The organism is Stenotrophomonas sp. CASM110, from assembly GCF_049384345.1.
Lineage (GTDB): Bacteria > Pseudomonadota > Gammaproteobacteria > Xanthomonadales > Xanthomonadaceae > Stenotrophomonas > Stenotrophomonas muris.
The window spans coordinates 1-19,491 of record NZ_JBMRGI010000038.1; the positions used below are offsets into that span (position 1 = coordinate 1).

17 protein-coding genes and 1 rRNA gene are annotated in these 19,491 nt (G+C 66.8%); 13 read left to right on the forward strand and 5 right to left on the reverse strand.

Annotated elements, in window-relative coordinates:
• Positions 1-104 (forward strand): 5S ribosomal RNA (rrf, locus tag VG561_RS20775); the annotation flags it as partial.
• A 314-nt stretch (positions 105-418) separates the two neighbouring features.
• Here rrf and VG561_RS20780 read toward each other — a convergent pair.
• Entirely contained in the window at positions 419-2,128 is a 1,710-nt protein-coding gene (locus VG561_RS20780; RefSeq protein WP_180835692.1) for a M28 family metallopeptidase, read from the reverse strand.
• A gap of 86 nt (positions 2,129-2,214) precedes the next feature.
• Positions 2,215-2,877 carry a hypothetical protein gene (locus tag VG561_RS20785; protein ID WP_014645682.1) on the reverse strand — a complete coding sequence of 221 codons (663 nt, stop codon included), beginning with the start codon at positions 2,875-2,877 and terminating at the stop codon, positions 2,215-2,217.
• Positions 2,878-2,972: 95 nt separating this feature from the next.
• Here VG561_RS20785 and VG561_RS20790 point away from each other — a divergent pair, with 95 nt between their 5' ends.
• The gene (locus VG561_RS20790) at positions 2,973-4,274 is read left to right on the forward strand and encodes a murein hydrolase activator EnvC family protein (protein ID WP_423179934.1); all 1,302 of its coding nucleotides are present in this window, start codon (positions 2,973-2,975) and stop codon (positions 4,272-4,274) included.
• A gap of 108 nt (positions 4,275-4,382) precedes the next feature.
• Complete coding sequence (locus VG561_RS20795; RefSeq protein ID WP_423179935.1) at positions 4,383-5,831, forward strand: S41 family peptidase; 1,449 nt, start codon at positions 4,383-4,385, stop codon at positions 5,829-5,831.
• Positions 5,832-5,914: 83 nt separating this feature from the next.
• Here the strand turns inward: VG561_RS20795 and VG561_RS20800 are convergent, their stop codons facing one another.
• Positions 5,915-6,607, reverse strand: a complete 693-nt coding sequence (locus VG561_RS20800) for a rhomboid family intramembrane serine protease (RefSeq protein ID WP_005414994.1) — start codon at positions 6,605-6,607, stop codon at positions 5,915-5,917.
• A gap of 225 nt (positions 6,608-6,832) precedes the next feature.
• Between VG561_RS20800 and VG561_RS20805 the strand changes: the two genes are divergently transcribed.
• From VG561_RS20805 to VG561_RS20815, 3 genes are all read left to right on the forward strand, one after another.
• Positions 6,833-8,260: an outer membrane protein transport protein gene (locus VG561_RS20805; RefSeq protein WP_049419231.1), complete on the forward strand. Its 1,428-nt coding sequence runs from the start codon at positions 6,833-6,835 to the stop codon at positions 8,258-8,260.
• Positions 8,261-8,373: 113 nt separating this feature from the next.
• Positions 8,374-8,973: a nicotinamide riboside transporter PnuC gene (gene pnuC / locus VG561_RS20810; RefSeq protein ID WP_014645686.1), complete on the forward strand. Its 600-nt coding sequence runs from the start codon at positions 8,374-8,376 to the stop codon at positions 8,971-8,973.
• Positions 8,960-10,033, forward strand: coding sequence for an AAA family ATPase (locus tag VG561_RS20815; protein WP_197575136.1), 1,074 nt, complete (start codon positions 8,960-8,962; stop codon positions 10,031-10,033). The genes pnuC and VG561_RS20815 overlap by 14 nt, the downstream gene beginning before the upstream one ends.
• A 151-nt stretch (positions 10,034-10,184) precedes the next feature.
• Here VG561_RS20815 and putA read toward each other — a convergent pair whose 3' ends face one another.
• Positions 10,185-13,403: a bifunctional proline dehydrogenase/L-glutamate gamma-semialdehyde dehydrogenase PutA gene (putA, locus tag VG561_RS20820; protein WP_197606834.1), complete on the reverse strand. Its 3,219-nt coding sequence runs from the start codon at positions 13,401-13,403 to the stop codon at positions 10,185-10,187.
• A 274-nt stretch (positions 13,404-13,677) separates the two neighbouring features.
• On the opposite strand from putA, the gene VG561_RS20825 reads away from it, so the two are divergent.
• From VG561_RS20825 to VG561_RS20850, 6 genes are read left to right on the forward strand one after another with little or no spacing between them, the layout of a single operon-like run.
• Positions 13,678-14,154 (forward strand): DUF2244 domain-containing protein, encoded by a 477-nt coding sequence (locus tag VG561_RS20825; RefSeq protein ID WP_004153894.1) that lies wholly within the window; start codon positions 13,678-13,680, stop codon positions 14,152-14,154.
• A gap of 11 nt (positions 14,155-14,165) precedes the next feature.
• On the forward strand, positions 14,166-15,119 hold the full coding sequence (gene coxB / locus VG561_RS20830) for a cytochrome c oxidase subunit II (RefSeq protein WP_046428202.1): 954 nt from the start codon (positions 14,166-14,168) through the stop codon (positions 15,117-15,119).
• A gap of 59 nt (positions 15,120-15,178) precedes the next feature.
• On the forward strand, positions 15,179-16,786 hold the full coding sequence (ctaD, locus tag VG561_RS20835) for a cytochrome c oxidase subunit I (RefSeq protein ID WP_004153896.1): 1,608 nt from the start codon (positions 15,179-15,181) through the stop codon (positions 16,784-16,786).
• An 8-nt stretch (positions 16,787-16,794) separates the two neighbouring features.
• Entirely contained in the window at positions 16,795-16,995 is a 201-nt protein-coding gene (locus VG561_RS20840) for a hypothetical protein (protein ID WP_032957755.1), read from the forward strand.
• Positions 16,992-17,582: a cytochrome c oxidase assembly protein gene (locus VG561_RS20845; RefSeq protein ID WP_014645692.1), complete on the forward strand. Its 591-nt coding sequence runs from the start codon at positions 16,992-16,994 to the stop codon at positions 17,580-17,582. The genes VG561_RS20840 and VG561_RS20845 overlap by 4 nt, the downstream gene beginning before the upstream one ends.
• Before the next feature lie 13 nt (positions 17,583-17,595).
• Positions 17,596-18,471, forward strand: a complete 876-nt coding sequence (locus VG561_RS20850; RefSeq protein WP_005407793.1) for a cytochrome c oxidase subunit 3 — start codon at positions 17,596-17,598, stop codon at positions 18,469-18,471.
• A gap of 20 nt (positions 18,472-18,491) precedes the next feature.
• Here VG561_RS20850 and VG561_RS20855 read toward each other — a convergent pair whose 3' ends face one another.
• Positions 18,492-18,710 carry a twin transmembrane helix small protein gene (locus VG561_RS20855; RefSeq protein ID WP_005412025.1) on the reverse strand — a complete coding sequence of 73 codons (219 nt, stop codon included), beginning with the start codon at positions 18,708-18,710 and terminating at the stop codon, positions 18,492-18,494.
• A gap of 57 nt (positions 18,711-18,767) precedes the next feature.
• Here VG561_RS20855 and VG561_RS20860 point away from each other — a divergent pair, with 57 nt between their 5' ends.
• Positions 18,768-19,484, forward strand: coding sequence for an SURF1 family protein (locus VG561_RS20860; protein ID WP_069118093.1), 717 nt, complete (start codon positions 18,768-18,770; stop codon positions 19,482-19,484).
• Positions 19,485-19,491 lie beyond the last annotated feature (7 nt).

Consider the following 19,491-nt stretch of genomic DNA (forward strand, 5'->3'; position numbering starts at 1 on the left):
TAGCGCTGTGGAACCACCCGATCCCATCCCGAACTCGGAAGTGAAACGCAGCTGCGCCGATGGTAGTGTGGCTCAAGCCATGCGAGAGTAGGTCATCGCCAGGGTTTACACCCAAAACCCCGCTGCTCATGCAGCGGGGTTTTTCTTTGTGCGCAGGAAACCCCGGTAGTGCCGGCCGCTGGCCGGCAATCCGATGGCGTTGCATTGCCCGGTAGATCCACGCCATGCGTAAGTGCTCCGCGAGGAGCATGGCGCCAACCAGGGTTGGCCGCTACCAATCGATTGCCGGCCAGCGGCCGGCACTACCGGCAGATCCACACCAACCGTGGATGAGCCGCCGACGGTACGCAAAAGAAAAGCGGCGCCCCGTGGGGCGCCGCTCTGCTCTCAACAGTGCTCAGTCGAGCATGGCCCGACTTTACTTGGCCGGGACCTTGTCCTTCATCATCGCGTCGCGGGCTGCCTTGAACGGATTGCCTGCATACCAGTTCGGCCAACGATCGCCACCGGCCAGTTCCTTGCCCACGCCGTACATCAGCTGCAGGTCTTCGACGGTGCCGTCCAGCTTCCAGGTGGCGGCGTCGAACTCGTCCTTCGGGCCGTGGTAACGGTTGGCGCCGTAGTCCGCCGCCGCCTTGCGGCCCGCTTCCACGCCACCCTCGCGCAGGTCTTCGCCGCCATCGGCGTACAGGGCCGGCACACCCGCCTTTGCGAAGTTGAAGTGATCGGAGCGGAAGTAGAAGCCGCTCTGTACCGAGGTCTCACCGTGCAGGGTGCGGTCCTGGGCGGCGGCCAGCGGCTTGAGGATGTCCTCCAGCTCCGAGCTGCCGAAGCCGGTGACGGTCACGTCCTTGGCACGGCCGGCCACCGACATCGCATCGATGTTGATCACACCGGCGATCTTGTCCAGCGGGAAGGTCGGGTGGGCGACGTAGTACTTGGAACCCAGCAGGCCGGACTCTTCCAGGGTCACCGCCAGGAACACCACCGAACGCTCCGGCTTCGGCTCCTGGTGGGCCATGGCTTCGGCCACTTCGAGAATGCCAGCTACGCCGGTGGCGTTGTCGACCGCGCCGTTGTAGATGTTGTCGCCGGTCTCACCCTCATGCTTGCCCAGGTGGTCCCAGTGCGCCATGTACAGCACGGCCTCGTCAGCGCGCTTGCTGCCCGGCAGCACGCCGACCACGTTGCGCGACTGCTTCTGTGCGATCCGGCTCTTCAGGTCGACCGCAGCGGTGGCCTTCAGCGGCACTGGCTTGAAACCGCGCTTGCTGGCGTCCTTGTAGGCCTGGGCGAGGTCCAGGCCGGCACCGGCGAACAGCGCCTTGGCCGCGTCGGCGCTCAGCCAGCCCTGTACCGGGATGCGCGCTTCCGGGTCATCCTTGGCGGGCAGGTCGTACTGCGGGCCAGCCCAGGAATTCTTCACCACGTCCCAGCCGTAGGACGCGCCGGCGGTGTCGTGCACGATCAGCGCGGCGGCGGCGCCCTTGCGGGCGGCCTCCTCGAACTTGTAGGTCCAGCGGCCGTAGTAGGTCATGCGCTTGCCGTCGAACAGCTTCGCGTCGTCGACGTGGAAGCCCGGGTCGTTGACGAACATCACGACCGTCTTGCCCTTCCAGTCCTGACCGGCGTAGTCATTCCACTTCTGCTCCGGCGCATCGACGCCATAGCCGACGAACACCAGGTCGCTGGCATCGACCTTCACCTCGGCCTGGCCGGTACGGGTGCCGACCACCATGTCGGTGCCGAACTTCAGTTCGGTGGTCTTGCCGCCCTGGGTGATCTTCAGCACGGTCGATTCGTCGGCCGTGGTCTCGGTCATCGGCACATCCTGGAACCAGCTGTCGCCGTTGCCGGGCTGCAGGCCGATGCGCTGCATCTGGTCGCGGATGTAGTTGACCGTCAGTTCTTCGCCCTTGCTGCCCGGGGCGCGGCCTTCGAACTCATCCGAAGCCAGGGTCTTGACCATCTCGGCGAAGTCGCCGGCGTTGATCTCCGGTGAGAACTGATGGGCGGCCGGCTTCGCGGCGGCGGTATCGGTGGGCGGCGTGGCAGCCGGCGTGGATTCGCCTTTGCAGGCACTGAGCGCGGCCGCGGCGGCCAGGCACAGGAGGAGTTTGCGGGGCATCGTCGATTCCTGGAGAACAAAGGGCGGTCGCACCTCACGCGCGACCGGTAAACGCGAGTATCACCAAAGCGGCGGGTGCGACGGGTTCAGTCGGCCGGCGCGGTTTCGGTATCGAACGGGATCGGCTCGGCCCCGGTGACCGGGCCGATGCGTGCGGTGCGATGCACGTACAGCACCACCTCGCGCTCGAACTGCAGCGGCCCACTGACGACCGCGTTGGGGCCGATGATCACGCGCGGCTTGCGGCTGGCGGTGAGCGAGACACTGAAGTTCGGCTTGCGCACATGCACGCCGCCGTTGACCTGCGAACCGATGCCGACGGTGATGTCACCGTTGACGGTCTCGACGTCTTTGCCGACGCGGCTCTCGACCAGGCCGATGCCGCCGTTCACGGTCTCGACGCCGCCTTCGATCTGGCTGCCGCGATCAGTGAAGATGCTGCCGTTGACGGTGCTGACGCCGCCGCTGGCGATCACTTCGCGACCCAGGCGGACACCGCCGTTGACGGTTTCGATCTTGCCGGTGCGTGCGCGGTCGGCAACCTTCACCCCGCCGTTGACGGTGTCGATGCTTCCGGTCTCGACGCCTTCGCCGACACGGATGCCGCCGTTGACGGTGTCCAGCTTGCCGTAGCGTTGGCCGGGTTCGGCGCTGATGCTGCCGTTGACCTTGCTGATGTTCTCCTGGGCGCAGACCGGCCCGGTGACCAGCAGTACGCCCAACAGCAGCGGAATGGATAGAGTTTTCATGGGGACCTCGATGGATGTGCGGCTGGCAGGCCGCGTGCGGAGATGTCACCATTCCCCGGTACCCCCCGCAACTGCCTGAAGTCACTGGAAAGCCCTTGCGCGACAACGCCTTCCCATCACGCCGACATCACTTCGCCGCCGTACGCGGCGGGCGCTGGCTGCTGCTGGGGCTGGCTGTGGCGCTGGCCCTGCCCCTGCCGGGTGCTGCGCAGACCACCCGCGAGACCGAGCGCAAGCTGCAGAAGCTGCGTACCGAGCTGAAGGGCGTGGCGCAGGAGCGACGGCAGATCGAAGGGCAGCGTGGCCAAGCATCGCAACAGCTGCGCGAGGCCGACGAGAAGGTGGCACGCACCGGCCGCGCGCTTGCGCAGACCGAAGCGGCGCTGCGTGAGCAGGCCCAGGCCCTGGCCCAGGCCGAGCAGCGCCGCAGCAGCCTGCAAACCAACCTGGCCCAGCAGCACCGCGAACTGGCCGGCCTGCTGCGCGCGGCGTATCAGCTTGGCAATCACGCACCGCTGAAGCTGCTGCTGTCGCAGGACACGGTGGCCGATGCCAATCGCGCCCTGGCCTACCATCGTTACCTGCAGCGCGAACGAGCGCAGCGCATCACCACGCTCACCGCCGACCTGAAGGAACTGGAAGCGCTGCAGGCGCAGATCGCCGAGCGCAAGCAGAAGCTGCAGGGGGCGCAGCAGGACCAGAAGCAGCAGGCAGCGGCGCTGGCGGCCGACCGCCGTGACCGCGCGCAGACCGTGGCCTCGCTCGACGAACGCTTCAAGGACCGGCGCGAGAAGGAACAGGCACTGGGCCAGGATGCCAAGGCGCTGGAAACGCTGCTGGCCAATCTGCGTGCCGCTGCCGCCCGGGCCGAAGCCGAGCGTCGCGCGGCGGCACGTCGAGCTGCTGCCGAAAAGGCCGCTGCCGAGCGGGCCGCACGCCAGGCGGCCGCACAGGGCCGGCCACCGCCGCCGGCAACCAAGGTTCCACCTGCGGTGGCGTCGGCACCGGCACCGAAGGTCGGCGGCCTGGGTTGGCCGTTGTCCGGCAACCTGCTGGCCCGCTATGGCGGCAAGCTGCCCGATGGCCGTACCAGCAGCGGCGTGCTGATCGGCGCGCCGGCCGGCAGCACCGTCACGGCCGTGGCTGACGGCACCGTGGTGTTCTCCGACTGGATGACCGGCTACGGCATGATCCTGATCGTCGACCACGGCAATGGCTACATGAGCCTGTATGCCCACAACGACACCCTGCTGAAGGATGCCGGCGCACGGGTCAGCCGCGGTGATGCGGTGGCCAAGGTCGGCAATTCCGGTGGCCAGGGCGTCACCGCGCTGTACTTCGAGCTGCGCCGTGGCGGGCAGCCGGTCAACCCGGACAGCTGGCTGCAGCGGCGCTGAATCCAGGCCTGCCGGATGCGGGTTGGATTCAACGGGAATTTAGCTGTGCTTCGCGCATAATCGGTGCATGTGCCTTGGGCACGATGCCAACGTCGACAGGAGTGATCCATGCGCGCAGCCCGTACCGCCACCCTCTTGCTGGCCCTGTTGCCAGCGCTGTCCTGGGCGCAGCAGACCGCGCCCGCCCCGAGCCAGGAAACCAGCGGGCAGGCAGCGAACAGCGAGGAGGCGGTGACCTCGAAGGTGCCGCTGGAGGACATCCGCCGTTTCGTGGCCGTGTACAACGCGGTGCGCGCCGCCTATGTCGATCCGGTCGATGACAAGAAGCTGATGCAGTCGGCCGTGCGTGGCCTGCTGCTCGACCTCGATCCGCACAGCACCTACTTCAACAAGGAAGACGCGCAGGCCTTCGACGAGCAGGCCAATGGTGCCTACGAGGGCATCGGCGTGGAGCTGCAGCAGCAGCCGGACAACGCCAGCATGAAGGTGATCGCGCCGATCGACGACACCCCGGCGGCCAAGGCCGGCATCCTCGCTGGTGACCTGATCATCGCCATCGACGGCAAGCCGATCAGTGCGATCGATGCCAGCGAGCCGCTGCGCGGCCCGGCCGGCAGCAAGGTGGTGCTGACCATCGTGCGCGAAGGCAAGCCCAAGCCGTTCGACGTGAGCCTCACCCGCCAGACCATCCGCGTGACCAGCGTGCGCAGCCGCCTGCTGGAACCCGGCTATGGCTACATCCGCCTGAGCACCTTCCAGGCCGATACCGGTTCGGACTTCCAGAAGCACGTGCAGCAGCTGCAGAAGCAGTCCGGTGGCCAGCTCAAGGGCCTGGTGCTGGACCTGCGCAGCAACCCGGGTGGCCTGCTGACCGCTGCCGTGCAGGTGGCCGATGATCTGCTCGACAAGGGCAACATCGTCAGCACCCGTGGCCGCATCAGCATCAGCGATGCACGATTCGACGCGACCACGGGCGACCTGCTGAAGGGCGCACCGGTGGTCGTGCTGGCCGATGCCGGTTCGGCCAGTGCATCGGAAGTCCTGGCCGGCGCGCTGCGCGACAACAAGCGCGCGCGCGTGGTCGGCAGCCGCACCTTCGGCAAGGGCTCGGTGCAGACGGTGCTGCCGCTGGACAATGGCGATTCGGTGAAGCTGACCACCGCGCGCTATTACACGCCCAGCGGCAAATCGATCCAGGCCACCGGCATCGTGCCGGACGTCGAGCTGAAACCGGCCGCCACGCCGGCCGAGGATGCACTGCCGGCCAGCCTGAGCGACTACAGCGAAGCCACCCTGCCGGGCCATCTGCGCGGCGATGACGAAGGCACCGAGGGCTACCACGCCGGTGCGGTGCTGCCGGGCGATGGCCCGATCAACGACGCGCTGGCCGAGCTGAAGAACCCAGGCTCGGTGGCCGCACGGTTGAAGGCCGAGGCCGCCAAGGCGGATGCGGCCAAGGCCGCGAAGGCCGCTGCGGCGAAGCCGGAAGCAAAGCCGGAAGCAAAGCCGGAAGCAAAGCCGGAAGCAAAGCCCGAACCCGTCCCGGCCAAGCCTTGATTTTGTAGAGTCGAGCCATGCTCGACTGATCTACGAACGAGCGGGTGAGCGTGGAGCCGGCCAGCGGCCGGCACTACCAGGGGTCAGAATCCGTGCCGCTTGCGCAGGCGGCGCGCGATCGCGGCGCGCACGTACACGCCATACACCACGCCGAACACGAAGCCGCCGATGTGCGCCCACCAGGCCACCATGCCGAAGCTGGGGCCGATATGGGCGAACACCACCTGCAGCGCGGCCCAGACGCCGATCAGCAGGTAGGCCGGGGCGCGCACGAACTCCAGGAACAGGCCCAGCGGGATCACCACGCCCAGCCGGGCACCGGGGAACAGGGCCAGATAGGCGCCGATCAGCGCCGACACCGCGCCGCTGGCGCCGATGATGATCTGGTCCGGGCTGCCCATGGTGTAGATCGCCACCAGGTTGGACACCGCGCCGCCCACAAGGAACAGCAGCAGCAACCGCCAGGGTCCCAGCACCCGCTCGGCGGGGAGGCCGAAGATCAGCAGGAACACCAGGTTGCCCAGCAGGTGCGACCAGTCGGCGTGCAGGAACAGCGCAGTGAACAGGCGCAGCACGCTGCCGTCCTGCAGGGTCGCCCACCAGTCCAGCGGACGGGTCAGGCCGGTGGACAGGGCGCCCCAGTCCAGCCAGAGACTGCCGCGGGCATCGTCCGGGCGCGAGATCGACCACAGAAATGCCAGCCACAATGACGCGAACAGCACGGGCGTGGCCCAACGCAGGGCCGCCTTCTTGCGCGACGGGAGGGAGACGAACATGCCAATAGCCTAGCGTGCGGCCACGTTCGGTGGGGACGGTCCTGTTCAGCTTTTGAGACGAAAAAACCGCCTGCGCTGTTATTGTTTCATTAACAGCTCTGGGTAATACTCGCATACGGCGTCGTATGTCGGGAGGGGAATCCGGCGCGCTCCGATGGGTCCCAGGACCCGGCGGGCGCAGGCGCACTCAGAGCACCATCACCGCTTACCGGAGAGAGAACTACGATGCAAACCGCTTCCACCATTGCCCGACTGACCCTGCTGGCCGTCGGCGTTGCCGGTGCGCTGGCCGCCGCCGATGCCAATGCTGCCGCCTTCCAGCTGAAGGAAAACAGCGCCAAGGGCCTGGGCCGCGCGTTCGCCGGCTCCACCTCGACCGAAGGTGACGCCTCGGTCATCGCTACCAACCCGGCGTCCATGCGCCTGCTCGACGGCACCCTGGTCCAGGGCGACGTCAGCGCCATCAGCTTCGGCGCCAAGTTCCGCGGCCAGGGCAAGTACGCCAACGGCGCGCCGATTTCCGGTGGCAACGGCGGCGACGCCGGCATGATCGCCCCGGTTCCGGCCGCGTACTTCCACGTGCCGTTCGGCGAGAACGACAACATGCACTTCGGTGCTTCGCTGACCGTGCCGTTCGGCTTCAAGACCGAATACGACCGCGACTGGGTCGGCCGCTACAACGGCGTCAAGACCGAGCTGCAGGCCATCGACCTGGGCGTGGCGTTCTCCTATGACGTCAACCCGTACCTGTCGTTCGGTGCGTCGGTGTTCGCCGAGCGCCTGAACGTCGACCTGACCAGTGCTGTCGACACCGGCACCGCGATCAACGCCACTGCCCAGCGCACCGCTGCGGCGCGTGTGTTGGCTGCCGGCGGCACCGCAGCCCAGGCTGCGGCGGCCTCGCAGGCCGCTGCACGCCAGGCCGCCCAGCTCGGCTTCTCGCCGGGCACCGCCGATGGCTACCTGCGCATCAAGGGCGATGAAGTGTCGGTCGGCTACACCCTGGGCATGACGGTCACCCCGGTGGAAGGCACCAACATCGCGTTCAGCTACCGCTCGAAGGTCGAGCACAAGATCACCGACGGCAAGGCCGATTTCACCATCCCGCAGAATGCGGCGGCCTTCCTGGCCACTGCTGCCCCGGGTACCTTCATCGACAGCAACGGTCGCGCGACCATCACCCTGCCGGCCAGCGCCACCGTGGGCTTCACCCACCGTGTGAACGACCAGTGGCAGATCATGGCTGAAGTCACGCGCACTGCGTGGAGCAAGTTCGACCAGGTCGTCGTCGATTACGACTCCAACCAGCCGGACAGCGTGCTGCCGTTCCACTACCGTGACACCACCTTCGCGTCGATCGGTACCGATTTCCGCGTGAACGACAAGCTGACCCTGCGCGGCGGCCTGGCCTATGACCAGACCCCGACCACCGATGCCCACCGCGACGTGCGCGTGCCGGACACCACCCGCAAGTGGCTGTCGCTGGGCATGACCTACGCCGCTTCGGACAAGATGGAATACAGCGTGGGCTACACCCACCTGTTCACCAAGGATCCGAACATCACCTCGACCTCGGCCACCGGCAACACCGTGACCGGCAAGTACAAGGTCAGCGGCGACGTGCTGGCGGCGTCGATGCAGTACAAGTTCTGATTCGGGCGATTGCCTGGAGCAGTACGAAGGAGGCCCCGCGCAAGCGGGGCCTTTCTTTTTGTAGGGACGGGCCGGGGCGTCCACGCAGCGCACGGATCCACGACAATAGCGACATGAACCTGTCCGATCCGAACTTCCAGCTGGAGCTGGCTGCCAACATTGCCGTCGCCGGCTCGATCCTGCTGGCCGGCCGCAACAACGTGCACACCTGGTGGCTGGGCATCGTCGGCTGCGCCTTGTTTGCTGCCGTGTTCGAACGATCGCATCTGTATGCGGACATGGTGCTGCAGTTCTTCTTCATCGCCATCAGCGTGCTGGGCTGGTGGCAGTGGCTGCGTGGTGACCATGGCGCGCCGTTGCCGATCACTTCATTGCGGCCGCGCGCCTGGGCCTGGCTGGCGCCGCTGGCGGTAGTGGCCACGTTCGGCTACGGCTGGATGCTGACCCGCCTGACCAATGCCTATGCGCCGTACATCGATTCGGCGGTGCTGGTGTTGAGTGTGATCGCGCAGATCCTGATGATGCGACGCAAGCTGGAATCGTGGTGGGTATGGCTGCTGGTGAACACCGTTGCGGTGCCGCTCTACTACAGCCGTGGCCTGCACCTGACCTCGATCCTGTATGTGGGCTTCTGGATCAACGCGCTGGTCGCCTTGCGCCATTGGCGGCACCTGATGCGGGACGAGGCCAGGGCGGCCGATGCCGCTGCCTGAGCGCGTTGCACGCGGCCTGGTGGTGGGCAAGTTCTGCCCGCTGCATCGCGGCCATGAACGACTGATCGACTTCGCCGCCACGCGCTGCCAGCAGCTGCTGGTGATCGGCTGGTCGCAGCCGGGCTTTGCCGGCTACAGCGCTGCGCGCCGCGAGCGCTGGCTGCGTGCGCGTTTCCCGCAGGCCACGGTAGCGGTGCTTGACGACGCGCGACTGGCCGCATTGTGCACGCAGCATGGCTTGCCGGTGCGAGCGCTGCCGCAGGACAGTGATGACGAACAGGTGCAACGTGACTTTACCGCCTGGCTGTGCCTGAACCTGTTCGGTGGGCCGGTGCAGGCGGTGTACACCGGTGAGGACTACGGTGACGGCTTCGCGCAGGCGCTGGCCACGCACTTCGGTGCGCCGGTACGCCATGAGCGGCTCGAACGCGCATTGGACGTCGGGCAGGCCTGCGGCACCGAGCTGCGCAGCGATCCGCATGCGCATCGCCATGGGCTCGCACCGCAGGTGTATGCCGACCATGTACAGCGCGTGGCCTTCATCGGTGGCGAGTCCAGCGGCAAGACCACGCTGGCCCGCGTGCTGGCCGAGCGTCTGCAGACTGTCTGGGTGCCGGAGTATGGCCGCACGGTGTGGGAGCAGCGAGGCGGAGAGCTGACGCCGGGCGATCTGCTGCGCATCGCAATGACACAGCCACAGCACGAAGACGAAGCTGTGCGGCGTGCGCATCGCTGGCTGTTCTGCGATACCACGCCGCTGGTGACGCTGGGCTACAGCGGCTGGATGTTTGGCACGGCGCCGCAGCCGCTGCGGCAAGCGGCACGACGACGCTACGACCTGCTGTTCCTGTGCGCGCCGGATATTCCGTTTGACCAGGATGGCACGCGCGTGGGCGAAGCTTTCCGGGCGCAGCAGCATGCGTGGTACCTGGAGCAGCTGCAGGCAGAGGGTGTCGCGCATGTGCTGCTGGAAGGCGATCTGGAGACGCGCATCGCACGCGTGCAGGGCGAGCTGGCGAAGCGGGCGGACAATCGGTTCAGTGTCGCCTTGCCTCTGTAGAGCCGAGCCCACGCTCGGCTGCGCCAGAAAAGCCGAGCATGGGCTCGGCTCTACAGCCAGGAAAGCCGAGCGTGGGCCCGCCTCTACAGGAAGCAAAGCACAAAAAACCCCGCGCTCGCGGGGTTTTTTGTTTACTGCATCAAGCAGGCGATCAGTCGCCCAGGGTCAGCAGCGAGGCGTTGCCGCCGGCGGCGGTGGTGTTCACCGTCACCGTCTTTTCGGTAGCGAAGCGCAGCAGGTAGTGCGGGCCGCCGGCCTTCGGGCCGGTGCCGGACAGGCCCTGGCCGCCGAACGGCTGCACGCCGACCACCGCGCCGATCTGGTTGCGGTTGACGTAGACGTTGCCGACGTGGACGCCGTTGCTGATGCGATCAACGGTCTCGTCGATGCGCGAATGCACGCCCAGGGTCAGGCCGTAGCCGGTGGCATTGATCTGGTCGATCACCGCGTCGAGCTGGTCGCCCTTCCAGCGGATCACGTGCAGGACCGGCCCGAAGATTTCCTTGTGCAGCTGGCCCAGGTCCTTCAGTTCATACGCGCGCGGTGCGAAGAAGGTGCCATTGGCCGCTTCGGCGGACAGCTCGGCGGCCGCGATGAGGCGCGCTTCGCGGTCCATGCGCTCGGCGTGGTCCTGCAGGATCTTCAGCGCGTCGGCGTCGATCACCGGGCCGACGTCGGTGGACAGCAGGCCCGGGTTGCCGACCTTCAGTTCCTTCATCGCGCCGGCCAGCATGGTCATCACCTTGTCGGCGATGTCGTCCTGCACGAACAGCACGCGCGCGGCCGAGCAACGCTGGCCGGCGGAGGTGAAGGCCGAACCGATCGCGTCCTTGACCAGCTGTTCCGGCAGCGCCGAGGAGTCGGCGATGAAGGCATTCTGGCCGCCGGTCTCGGCGATCAGCACACCGATGGCGGCGTCACGCGCGGCCATGGCGCGGTTGATCGCACGTGCGGTGTCGGTGGAGCCGGTGAAGGCCACGCCGGCCACGCGCGGGTCGGCGGTCAGTGCGGCACCGACGGTGGCGCCGTCGCCCGGCAGGTACTGCACCACCTCGGCCGGCACGCCAGCTTCGTGCAGCAGCTTCACCGCGTAGTAGCCGATCAGGTTGGTCTGTTCGGCCGGCTTGGCGATGACGCTGTTGCCGGCGGCCAGTGCAGCGGCGACCTGGCCCAGGAAGATCGCCAGCGGGAAGTTCCACGGGCTGATGCAGACGAACACGCCGCGGCCGTGCAGCTGCAGCTCGTTGGACTCACCGGTCGGGCTGGGCAGCTTCTCGGCGTGGCTGAACTGCTCGCGCGCCTGCTTGGCGTAGTAGCGCAGGAAGTCCACGGCTTCGCGCACTTCGGCGATGCTGTCGGGCAGGCTCTTGCCGGCTTCCTTCACGCACAGCGCCATGAACTCCGGCATGCGCGCTTCCAGCTGGTCGGCGGCGTGCTCGAGGATGGCGGCGCGGCTGGCGGCCGGGGTGCGGTTCCAGGCCGGCTGCGCGGCTACGGCATTCGCCAGCGCCTTTTGCACGGTGGCGGCATCGGCGGCCAGCCACTGGCCGACCACTTCGCGGGTGTCGGCCGGGTTGGTCACCGGCAGCGAGGCGCCGGCCGGGTTCGCACCCGGCACCAGCGGGGCGGCCTGCCACGGCTTCACGGCCGCGTTGAGCTGCTCGGCGAGGGCGCGCAGTTCGTTGTCGTTGGCGAGGTTGGCGCCCATGGAGTTCTTCCTGTCGTGGTTCTGGCTGCGCAGCAGGTCTACCGGCAGCGGGATCTTGGGATGCGGAATCGAAGCGAACGAGGCGACCATCTCGACCGGATCGCGGATCAGGTCGGCGATCGGCACGCGCTCATCGGTGATGCGGTTGACGAAGCTGGAGTTGGCGCCGTTTTCCAGCAGGCGGCGCACCAGGTACGGCAGCAGGTCTTCATGCGAACCGACCGGGGCGTACACGCGGCAGGGCAGGCCCAGGCGATCGGCCGGCACCACTTCGGCGTACAGGTCATCGCCCATGCCGTGCAGCTTCTGGTGCTCGTACACGCCACCGTTGGCGATGCTGCGCACCGCAGCGATGGTGTGCGCGTTGTGCGTGGCGAACATCGGGTAGATCGCGTCGACATGGGTGAACAGGCGCTTGGCGCATGCCAGGTAGGACACGTCGGTGTTCTGCTTGCGGGTGAACACCGGGTAGCCCGGATAGCCTTCGATCTGCGCGCGCTTGATCTCGGCATCCCAATAGGCGCCCTTGACCAGGCGCACCTGCAGGCGGCGACCGGCGCGGCGCGCCATGTCGGCCAGGTGGTCGATCGTGTACGGCGTGCGCTTCTGGTAGGCCTGCACGACCACGCCGAAGCCGTCCCAGCCGGCCAGCGAGGCGTCGGAGAACACCTGCTCGATGATGTCCAGCGACAGTTCCAGGCGGTCGGACTCTTCGGCGTCGACGGTGCAGCCGATGCCGTAGCTCTTGGCCAGCTGCGCCAGCTCCAGCACGCCCGGCACCAGGTCCTTCAGCACGCGCTCGCGCTTGGCGTGCTCGTAGCGCGGGTACAGCGCCGACAGCTTGATCGAGATGCCCGGTGCGTTGTTGACGTCGCCATCCGGGCGGCCGCCGCGGGCCTTGTGATCACCGCCAATGGCGTGGATCGCGCGACGGTAGTCTTCCAGGTAGCGCAGCGCGTCCTTCATGGTCAGCGCGCCTTCGCCCAGCATGTCGAAGGAGTAGCGGTAGTTCGCGTTGTCGCCCTTGTGCGAGCGCGACAGCGCCTCGCTGATGGTGCGGCCCATGACGAACTGGTGGCCCATGATCTTCATCGCCTGGCGCACGGCCAGGCGCACCACCGGCTCACCGACGCGGCCGACCAGGCGCTTGAACGCGCTGGGCGCATCGGCGCGGGTGGCGTCATTCATCTGTACCAGCTTGCCGGTCAGCATCAGGCCCCAGGTGGAGGCGTTGACCAGCACCGAGTCGCTGCCGCCCAGGTGCTTTTCCCAGTCGGCATCGGCCAGCTTGTCGCGGATCAGCTTGTCGGCGGTGTCCTGGTCCGGAATGCGCAGCAGCGCTTCGGCCACGCACATCAGCAGCACGCCTTCTTCGCTGCCCAGGTCGTACTGGCGCATGAAGGCTTCGATCGCGCCCTGGTCCTTGGCACGCACGCGCACGCGGCCGACCAGGTCGGCGGCCAGCGCCTGCACCCTGGCCTGCTCGTCGGCCGGCAGCCGGGCCTGCGCCAGCAGCTCGCGGACGTGGCTGGCCTCGTCCTTCAACCAGGCATCGGTGATGGCCTGGCGGAACGGGTTGGGGGGCGCCGGCAGTTCCGGCGACAGCAGCACGCCGGGACGCTGGGCGTCGCTGGCGGCAGGGGAGGAGGAAGGTGCGTTCATGCCGGTCCGGCCAATGGAAAACTTGGCGATTTTAATCATTTTTGCGGGTTGCGGAAGTGCCCCACAGCCACCTTCGTGAAGGGCTGATAGCCCCTAACGGTGGTGTATTCAGCGTGTTCAGCAAGCCCGGCAATATTTGTGCTGAATTCGGCATTCGCGCCGCCGACCCCATGCTGTGTTGCAGCATGGGAAAAAGTGTGAATGCACCCTTGCTACCGGCGAGAGGGCGGGGCTACCATCGAGACGTTTCCCGCGGCAGGAACGCGGTTGCGACATGATCGAGGTGCTTCCAGCTCCGGATGGGTCAGGTACGCAGCTGCGGCTGCGTCCCCCACGGGCGCTCGATGCCCGGCAGTTCGTCCTGTTGTTCACCGTGTTGTCGGGTGCGATGTGGCTGGTGTCCGCCCTCGGGTGGTTGGCCGGCAATGCATTCGCCCCCCTGTTCGCGCTGCTGTACAGCCTGGTGCTGGCGGCGGCACTGCGTGCCTTGTGGCGCAGCGGTGAACGGCAGGAGGAGATCCGGGTAGTGCCGGCGTACGTGGAGGTCATCCCCGTACCCGGTGGATCGCCGGTGTTCCGGGCCCACCCCCACTGGGTGCGCCTGCTCACCGACGATGAGAGGGTCCGGCTGGCATCCAGCGGCCGGCAGGTGGAGGTGGGGAGTTTCCTCGCGCCGGCCGAACGTCAGACGCTCGCAGAGACACTTGAAAGCTTGCTCGCCGCCAGCGATGGCGGCAACCGACGACGCTAAGGGTCTAGGCAATGAAGCAAAGCAGCAGGTGGGGCACGAAGTGCGTTGCAGTGGTCACCGCCATGGTGGCCGGGGGACTGATGCCGGCGTTGGCCTGGGCCCAGGCGGCCGATCCCAAGCCGTGGCAGCTGAACATGGGCAAGGGGGTGACCCAGACCTCGCGCCTGGCCTGGGAATCGAACAATCTCTCGTTGATCATCTGCACGGTGATCGGCGTCATCGTGTTCGGCGCGATGGCCTACGCCATCTTCAAGTTCCGCAAATCCAAGGGGGCAGTCGCCGCCACCTTCAGCCACAACACCAAGGCCGAGATCATCTGGACGGTGATCCCGGTGATCATCCTGATCGTGATGGCGTGGCCGGCCACGGCCAACCTGATCAAGATGTACGACACCCGCGATGCCGAGATGACGGTCAAGGTCACCGGCTACCAGTGGATGTGGAAGTACGAATACCTCGGCGAGAACGTCACCTTCACCAGCCGACTGGACCGCGAGTCCGACCGCGTGCGGCAAAGTGGCATCGTGCCGACCCGTGAAAGCCATCCGCACTACCTGCTGGATGTCGACAACCGGCTGGTGCTGCCGGTCGACACCAAGGTGCGCTTCGTCATCACCTCCGACGACGTGATCCACGCCTGGTGGGTGCCGGCGCTGGGCTGGAAGCAGGATGCCATTCCCGGCTTCATCAACGAAGCCTGGACCAGCATCGAGCAGCCTGGCGTGTACCGCGGCCAGTGCGCCGAGCTGTGCGGAAAGGACCACGGCTTCATGCCGATCGTGGTCGAGGCGGTGTCCAAGGAGGAATTCAAACAGTGGCTGGCGCAGCGCAAGCCGGCGCCGGCTGCCGCGCCGGCCACGCCTGCGGCACCTGCCGAACCGGCTGCACCGGCGGGCGAGGCGCCGGCTGCGCCTGCTGCTGCAGAAGCGGCCAGCGCACCTGCCACTGCAGCCAGCGGCGCGTGATGTAAAGCCCGCGGCCGCCCGCGGCCGTGGTGACAACCGATTCTGAGAGGTGTTTTGCAATGGCGCACTCGGCAGTTGGGCACGACGATCACCATCACCAGCAGAGTTTCTTCGAGCGTTGGTTCTTCTCGACCAACCACAAGGACATCGGCACGCTGTACCTGGGTTTCAGCTTCATCATGTTCATCATCGGTGCGGCGATGAGCGTGGTGATCCGCGCCGAGCTGGCACAGCCCGGCCTGCAGTTCGTCAAGCCCGAGTTCTTCAACCAGATGACCACCGTGCATGCGCTGGTGATGATCTTCGGTGGCGTGATGCCGGCCTTCGTCGGCCTCGCCAACTGGATGATCCCGCTGCAGATCGGCGCGCCGGACATGGCGCTGCCGCGCATGAACAACTGGTCGTTCTGGTTGCTGCCGGTGGCCTTCAGCCTGCTGCTGCTGACCCTGTTCCTGCCCGGTGGTGCGCCGGCTGGTGGCTGGACGCTGTATCCGCCGCTGTCGCTGCAGGGCGGCTACAACGTGGCCTTCAGCGTGTTCGCGATCCACGTGGCCGGCATCAGTTCGATCATGGGTGCGATCAACATCATCGCCACCGTGCTGAACATGCGTGCGCCGGGCATCGACCTGCTGAAAATGCCGATCTTCTGCTGGGCCTGGCTGATCACCGCGTTCCTGCTGATCGCGGTGATGCCGGTGCTGGCCGGTGCGGTGACCATGCTGCTGACCGACAAGTTCTTCGGCACCAGCTTCTTCAACGCCGCCGGTGGCGGTGACCCGGTGATGTACCAGCACATCTTCTGGTTCTTCGGGCACCCGGAGGTCTACATCATGATCCTGCCCGCCTTCGGCGTGGTCAGCGAGATCATCCCGACCTTCAGCCGCAAGCCGCTGTTCGGCTACCAGGCGATGGTGTACGCCACCGCGGCGATCGCGTTCCTGTCGTTCATCGTCTGGGCCCACCACATGTTCACCGTGGGCATGCCGCTGGGCGGCGAGATCTATTTCATGTTCGCCACCATGCTGATCTCGATCCCGACCGGCGTGAAGGTGTTCAACTGGGTCAGCACCATGTGGCGTGGCTCGCTGACGTTCGAGGCACCGATGCTGTGGTCGGTGGCCTTCGTCATCCTGTTCACCATCGGTGGCTTCTCCGGCCTGATGCTGGCCATCGTGGCCGCCGACTTCCAGTACCACGACACCTACTTCGTGGTCGCGCACTTCCACTACGTGCTGGTGACCGGTGCGGTGTTCGCGCTGATCGCCGCGGTGTACTACTGGTGGCCGAAGTGGACCGGGCGCATGTACAGCGAGAAGTGGGCCAAGGTGCACTTCTGGTGGTCGATCGTGTTCGTCAACCTGCTGTTCTTCCCGCAGCACTTCCTCGGCCTGGCCGGCATGCCGCGCCGCATTCCCGATTACAGCGTGGCGTTTGCCGACTGGAACCTGATCAGCTCGATCGGTGCGTTCGGCATGTTCGTCACCCCGTTCATGATGGCCGCGATCCTGCTGTCCTCGCTGCGCAACGGCGAGAAGGCCGAAGCGCGTTCCTGGGAGGGTGCACGCGGCCTGGAATGGACGCTGCCGTCGCCGGCACCGGCGCACACCTTCACCACCCCGCCGACCATCCGCCCGGGGGATCTGGCGCATGACGACATCACGCATTGAGGTGGGGCATGCATAACGAGAGCCCGCTGCAGACCTGTAGAGCCGAGCCATGCTCGGCGGATGAGAAGCAGCCGACCAGCGGTCGGCTCTACCAGGGCGGAAGCATCGAGCAGCAGCGCCAGCGTGCGAAGCGCACGGCGGTGTGGGTCGGCGCCATCGCTGTGCTGGTCTACGTCGGCTTCATCCTCAGCGGGGTGATCGGCCGATGAGCGAGGCACCGGCCAGCACACCGTCACGCAGTGCCGGGCTGCCGCGCCTGATCGGCGTGGCGGTGGCGGTGTTCCTGCTGACGTTCTCGCTGGTGCCGCTGTACCGCATTGCCTGCGAGAAAGTGTTCGGCGTGCGCCTGGAACGCGGTCCCGGTGGCGAAGCCAGCGCAGGTGCCGCGGCCGGCAAGCGCACCGTGCGGGTGGAGTTCGATGGCGGCGTCAATTCGCGACTGCCGTGGTCGTTCCATCCTGAGCAGCTGACCATGGACGTGGTGCCCGGCGAGCTCAACGAGGCGCTGTACTTCGCCCGCAACGACAGCGCAGCTGCCGTGGTCGGCAGCGCGGTGCCTTCGGTGGCACCGGCGCGTGCGTCGGGCTTCTTCAGCAAGACCGAGTGCTTCTGTTTCACCGCGCAGACGCTGCAGGCCGGCGAGAAGCGCGACATGCCGGTGCGCTTCATCGTCGATCCGGACCTGCCGCCGGAGATCAGGACGATCACCTTGTCCTACACCTTCTACCGCAACGACGCGCTGTCCGATCGGCTGGCTCCGGCCGCCACCTCGGACGGCGCGCACGCCGCACCCTGACCCGGATACCGACATGGCCCAGACACCGACCGACGCCAACGTGTACTTCGTCCCGGCCCAGAGCAAATGGCCGTTCGTGGGTTCCATCGCCATGATGGTGACCATGGTGGGCGTGGCCAGCTGGCTCAACGATGCCAGCTGGGGACGCTGGACGTTCTACATCGGCATCGCGATGCTGGTGCTGACCCTGTTCTGGTGGTTCAGCGACGTGGTGCGCGAATCGCAGGCCGGCAACTACAACCACCAGGTCGACGGATCATTCCGGATGGGGATGATCTGGTTCATCTTCTCCGAGGTGATGTTCTTCGGCGCGTTCTTCGGCGCGCTGTTCTACACCCGCAACCTGGGCCTGTCGTGGCTCAGTGGCGAAGGCCGTGGGGTCATGACCAACGAGCTGCTCTGGCAGGGCTATTCCGCCGGATGGCCGACCAATGGCCCGGCGGCGATCGGTGGCGCGTTCCAGACCATCCCGGCCTGGGGCCTGCCACTGATCAATACGCTGATCCTGTTGACCTCCGGCGTGACCCTGACCATCGCCCACCACGCACTGAAGGCCGGCAACCGCCGCCAGCTGCTGATCTGGCTGGGCCTGACCGTGGTGCTCGGCCTGGGCTTCCTGACCCTGCAGGCAGAGGAGTACATCCATGCCTACAAGGAACTGAACCTGACGCTCGGCTCCGGCATCTACGGGTCGACGTTCTTCATGCTGACCGGCTTCCACGGCGCGCACGTGCTGCTGGGCACGATCATGCTGATCGTGATGTGGCTGCGTTCGGCCAAGGGACACTTCACCCGCGACAACCATTTCGGTTTCGAAGCCGCCGCGTGGTACTGGCACTTCGTCGACGTGGTGTGGCTGATGCTGTTCCTGTTCGTCTACGTGCTTTGATCAGGCGCGCATCGGTGGTCTCAGCCGCCGATGCCGTGTGGTTTGATCCAGCCCATGTAGATGCTCACGATCACCAGCAGGATCAACGCTACCGACACCGCGATGCGGCGCGTCAGTGCATTGACCGTGCGCTTGGTCTGGCCGCGGTCGACCAGCAGGTAGTACAGGCCGGCGCCCAGATTCCAGACGATGACGATCAGAAACGCGATTACCAGCAGGGTCTTCAGCGAATCACTCATGCGCGGCTCGAGGGCAGGGTGGATGTGCCTATCTGACCGCGTTTGCGCGGACTTGTCATGATGCGCCAGCACACGCGCGTGTTCGGATGGTTGCTGGCCGTGCTGGCGATGGCCGGATTCACCGCATTGGGGCTGTGGCAGCTGCAGCGCATGCATGCCAAACAGGCAATGTTGGATGCACAGGGTCCAGCCGTGGCACAGGCGTTGCCGCTGTCGCAGGCCCTGGCGGCGCCCGGCGCGTTGCACGGCGTGGCCGACCACGGTCGCTTCCTGCCCGGCGTGGTACTGCTGGACAACCAGATCCGGCATGGCCGCGCTGGCGTGAAGATCTATCGCCCCTTCCGCAGTGACGACGGCAGCGTGCTGCTGGTCGACCTCGGTTGGCGTGCGCTGCCGCCGGATCGCACGCTTCCGGAGGTGCCGTCGCCGCCTTCGCCGGTGGCCGTGCGCGGGCTGCTCGCGCCGCCACCATCGGCGGGACTGCTACTGGGCCCGGCGTTCTCTGCTACCGGTGAGGCCGGGCGCTGGCTGGCCAGCCGGTTGCCGGACGACGGGCTGGCGCGCGCGCTGGGGCTGCAGGCGCTACCCGACCGCGTGCTGAGGCTGGACCCGGCGCTGCCCTTTGGCGACGAGCGCGATCTGGACCTGCTGCCGAACACGCTGCCGCCTCAGCGCCACCTGGGCTACGCCGTGCAGTGGTTCGGGCTGGCCCTGACCGTGCTGGTGGTGGCCGTGGTGCTGGAGCGGCGGCGGAGGCGCGTGATTACCCGGTAGTGGCGGC

Bases quoted from the DNA above. Each gene is read 5' to 3' on its own strand.
- VG561_RS20855 (WP_005412025.1), bottom strand. From the start codon at position 18,710: ATGAGTGATTCGCTGAAGACCCTGCTGGTAATCGCGTTTCTGATCGTC.
- VG561_RS20825 (WP_004153894.1), top strand. From the start codon at position 13,678: ATGATCGAGGTGCTTCCAGCTCCGGATGGGTCAGGTACGCAGCTGCGG.
- VG561_RS20795 (WP_423179935.1), top strand. From the start codon at position 4,383: ATGCGCGCAGCCCGTACCGCCACCCTCTTGCTGGCCCTGTTGCCAGCG.
- VG561_RS20800 (WP_005414994.1), bottom strand. From the start codon at position 6,607: ATGTTCGTCTCCCTCCCGTCGCGCAAGAAGGCGGCCCTGCGTTGGGCC.
- VG561_RS20815 (WP_197575136.1), top strand. From the start codon at position 8,960: ATGCCGCTGCCTGAGCGCGTTGCACGCGGCCTGGTGGTGGGCAAGTTC.
- VG561_RS20805 (WP_049419231.1), top strand. From the start codon at position 6,833: ATGCAAACCGCTTCCACCATTGCCCGACTGACCCTGCTGGCCGTCGGC.
- VG561_RS20850 (WP_005407793.1), top strand. From the start codon at position 17,596: ATGGCCCAGACACCGACCGACGCCAACGTGTACTTCGTCCCGGCCCAG.
- putA (WP_197606834.1), bottom strand. From the start codon at position 13,403: ATGAACGCACCTTCCTCCTCCCCTGCCGCCAGCGACGCCCAGCGTCCC.
- VG561_RS20840 (WP_032957755.1), top strand. From the start codon at position 16,795: ATGCATAACGAGAGCCCGCTGCAGACCTGTAGAGCCGAGCCATGCTCG.
- VG561_RS20860 (WP_069118093.1), top strand. From the start codon at position 18,768: ATGATGCGCCAGCACACGCGCGTGTTCGGATGGTTGCTGGCCGTGCTG.
- ctaD (WP_004153896.1), top strand. From the start codon at position 15,179: ATGGCGCACTCGGCAGTTGGGCACGACGATCACCATCACCAGCAGAGT.
- VG561_RS20780 (WP_180835692.1), bottom strand. From the start codon at position 2,128: ATGCCCCGCAAACTCCTCCTGTGCCTGGCCGCCGCGGCCGCGCTCAGT.
- coxB (WP_046428202.1), top strand. From the start codon at position 14,166: ATGAAGCAAAGCAGCAGGTGGGGCACGAAGTGCGTTGCAGTGGTCACC.
- pnuC (WP_014645686.1), top strand. From the start codon at position 8,374: ATGAACCTGTCCGATCCGAACTTCCAGCTGGAGCTGGCTGCCAACATT.
- VG561_RS20785 (WP_014645682.1), bottom strand. From the start codon at position 2,877: ATGAAAACTCTATCCATTCCGCTGCTGTTGGGCGTACTGCTGGTCACC.
- VG561_RS20845 (WP_014645692.1), top strand. From the start codon at position 16,992: ATGAGCGAGGCACCGGCCAGCACACCGTCACGCAGTGCCGGGCTGCCG.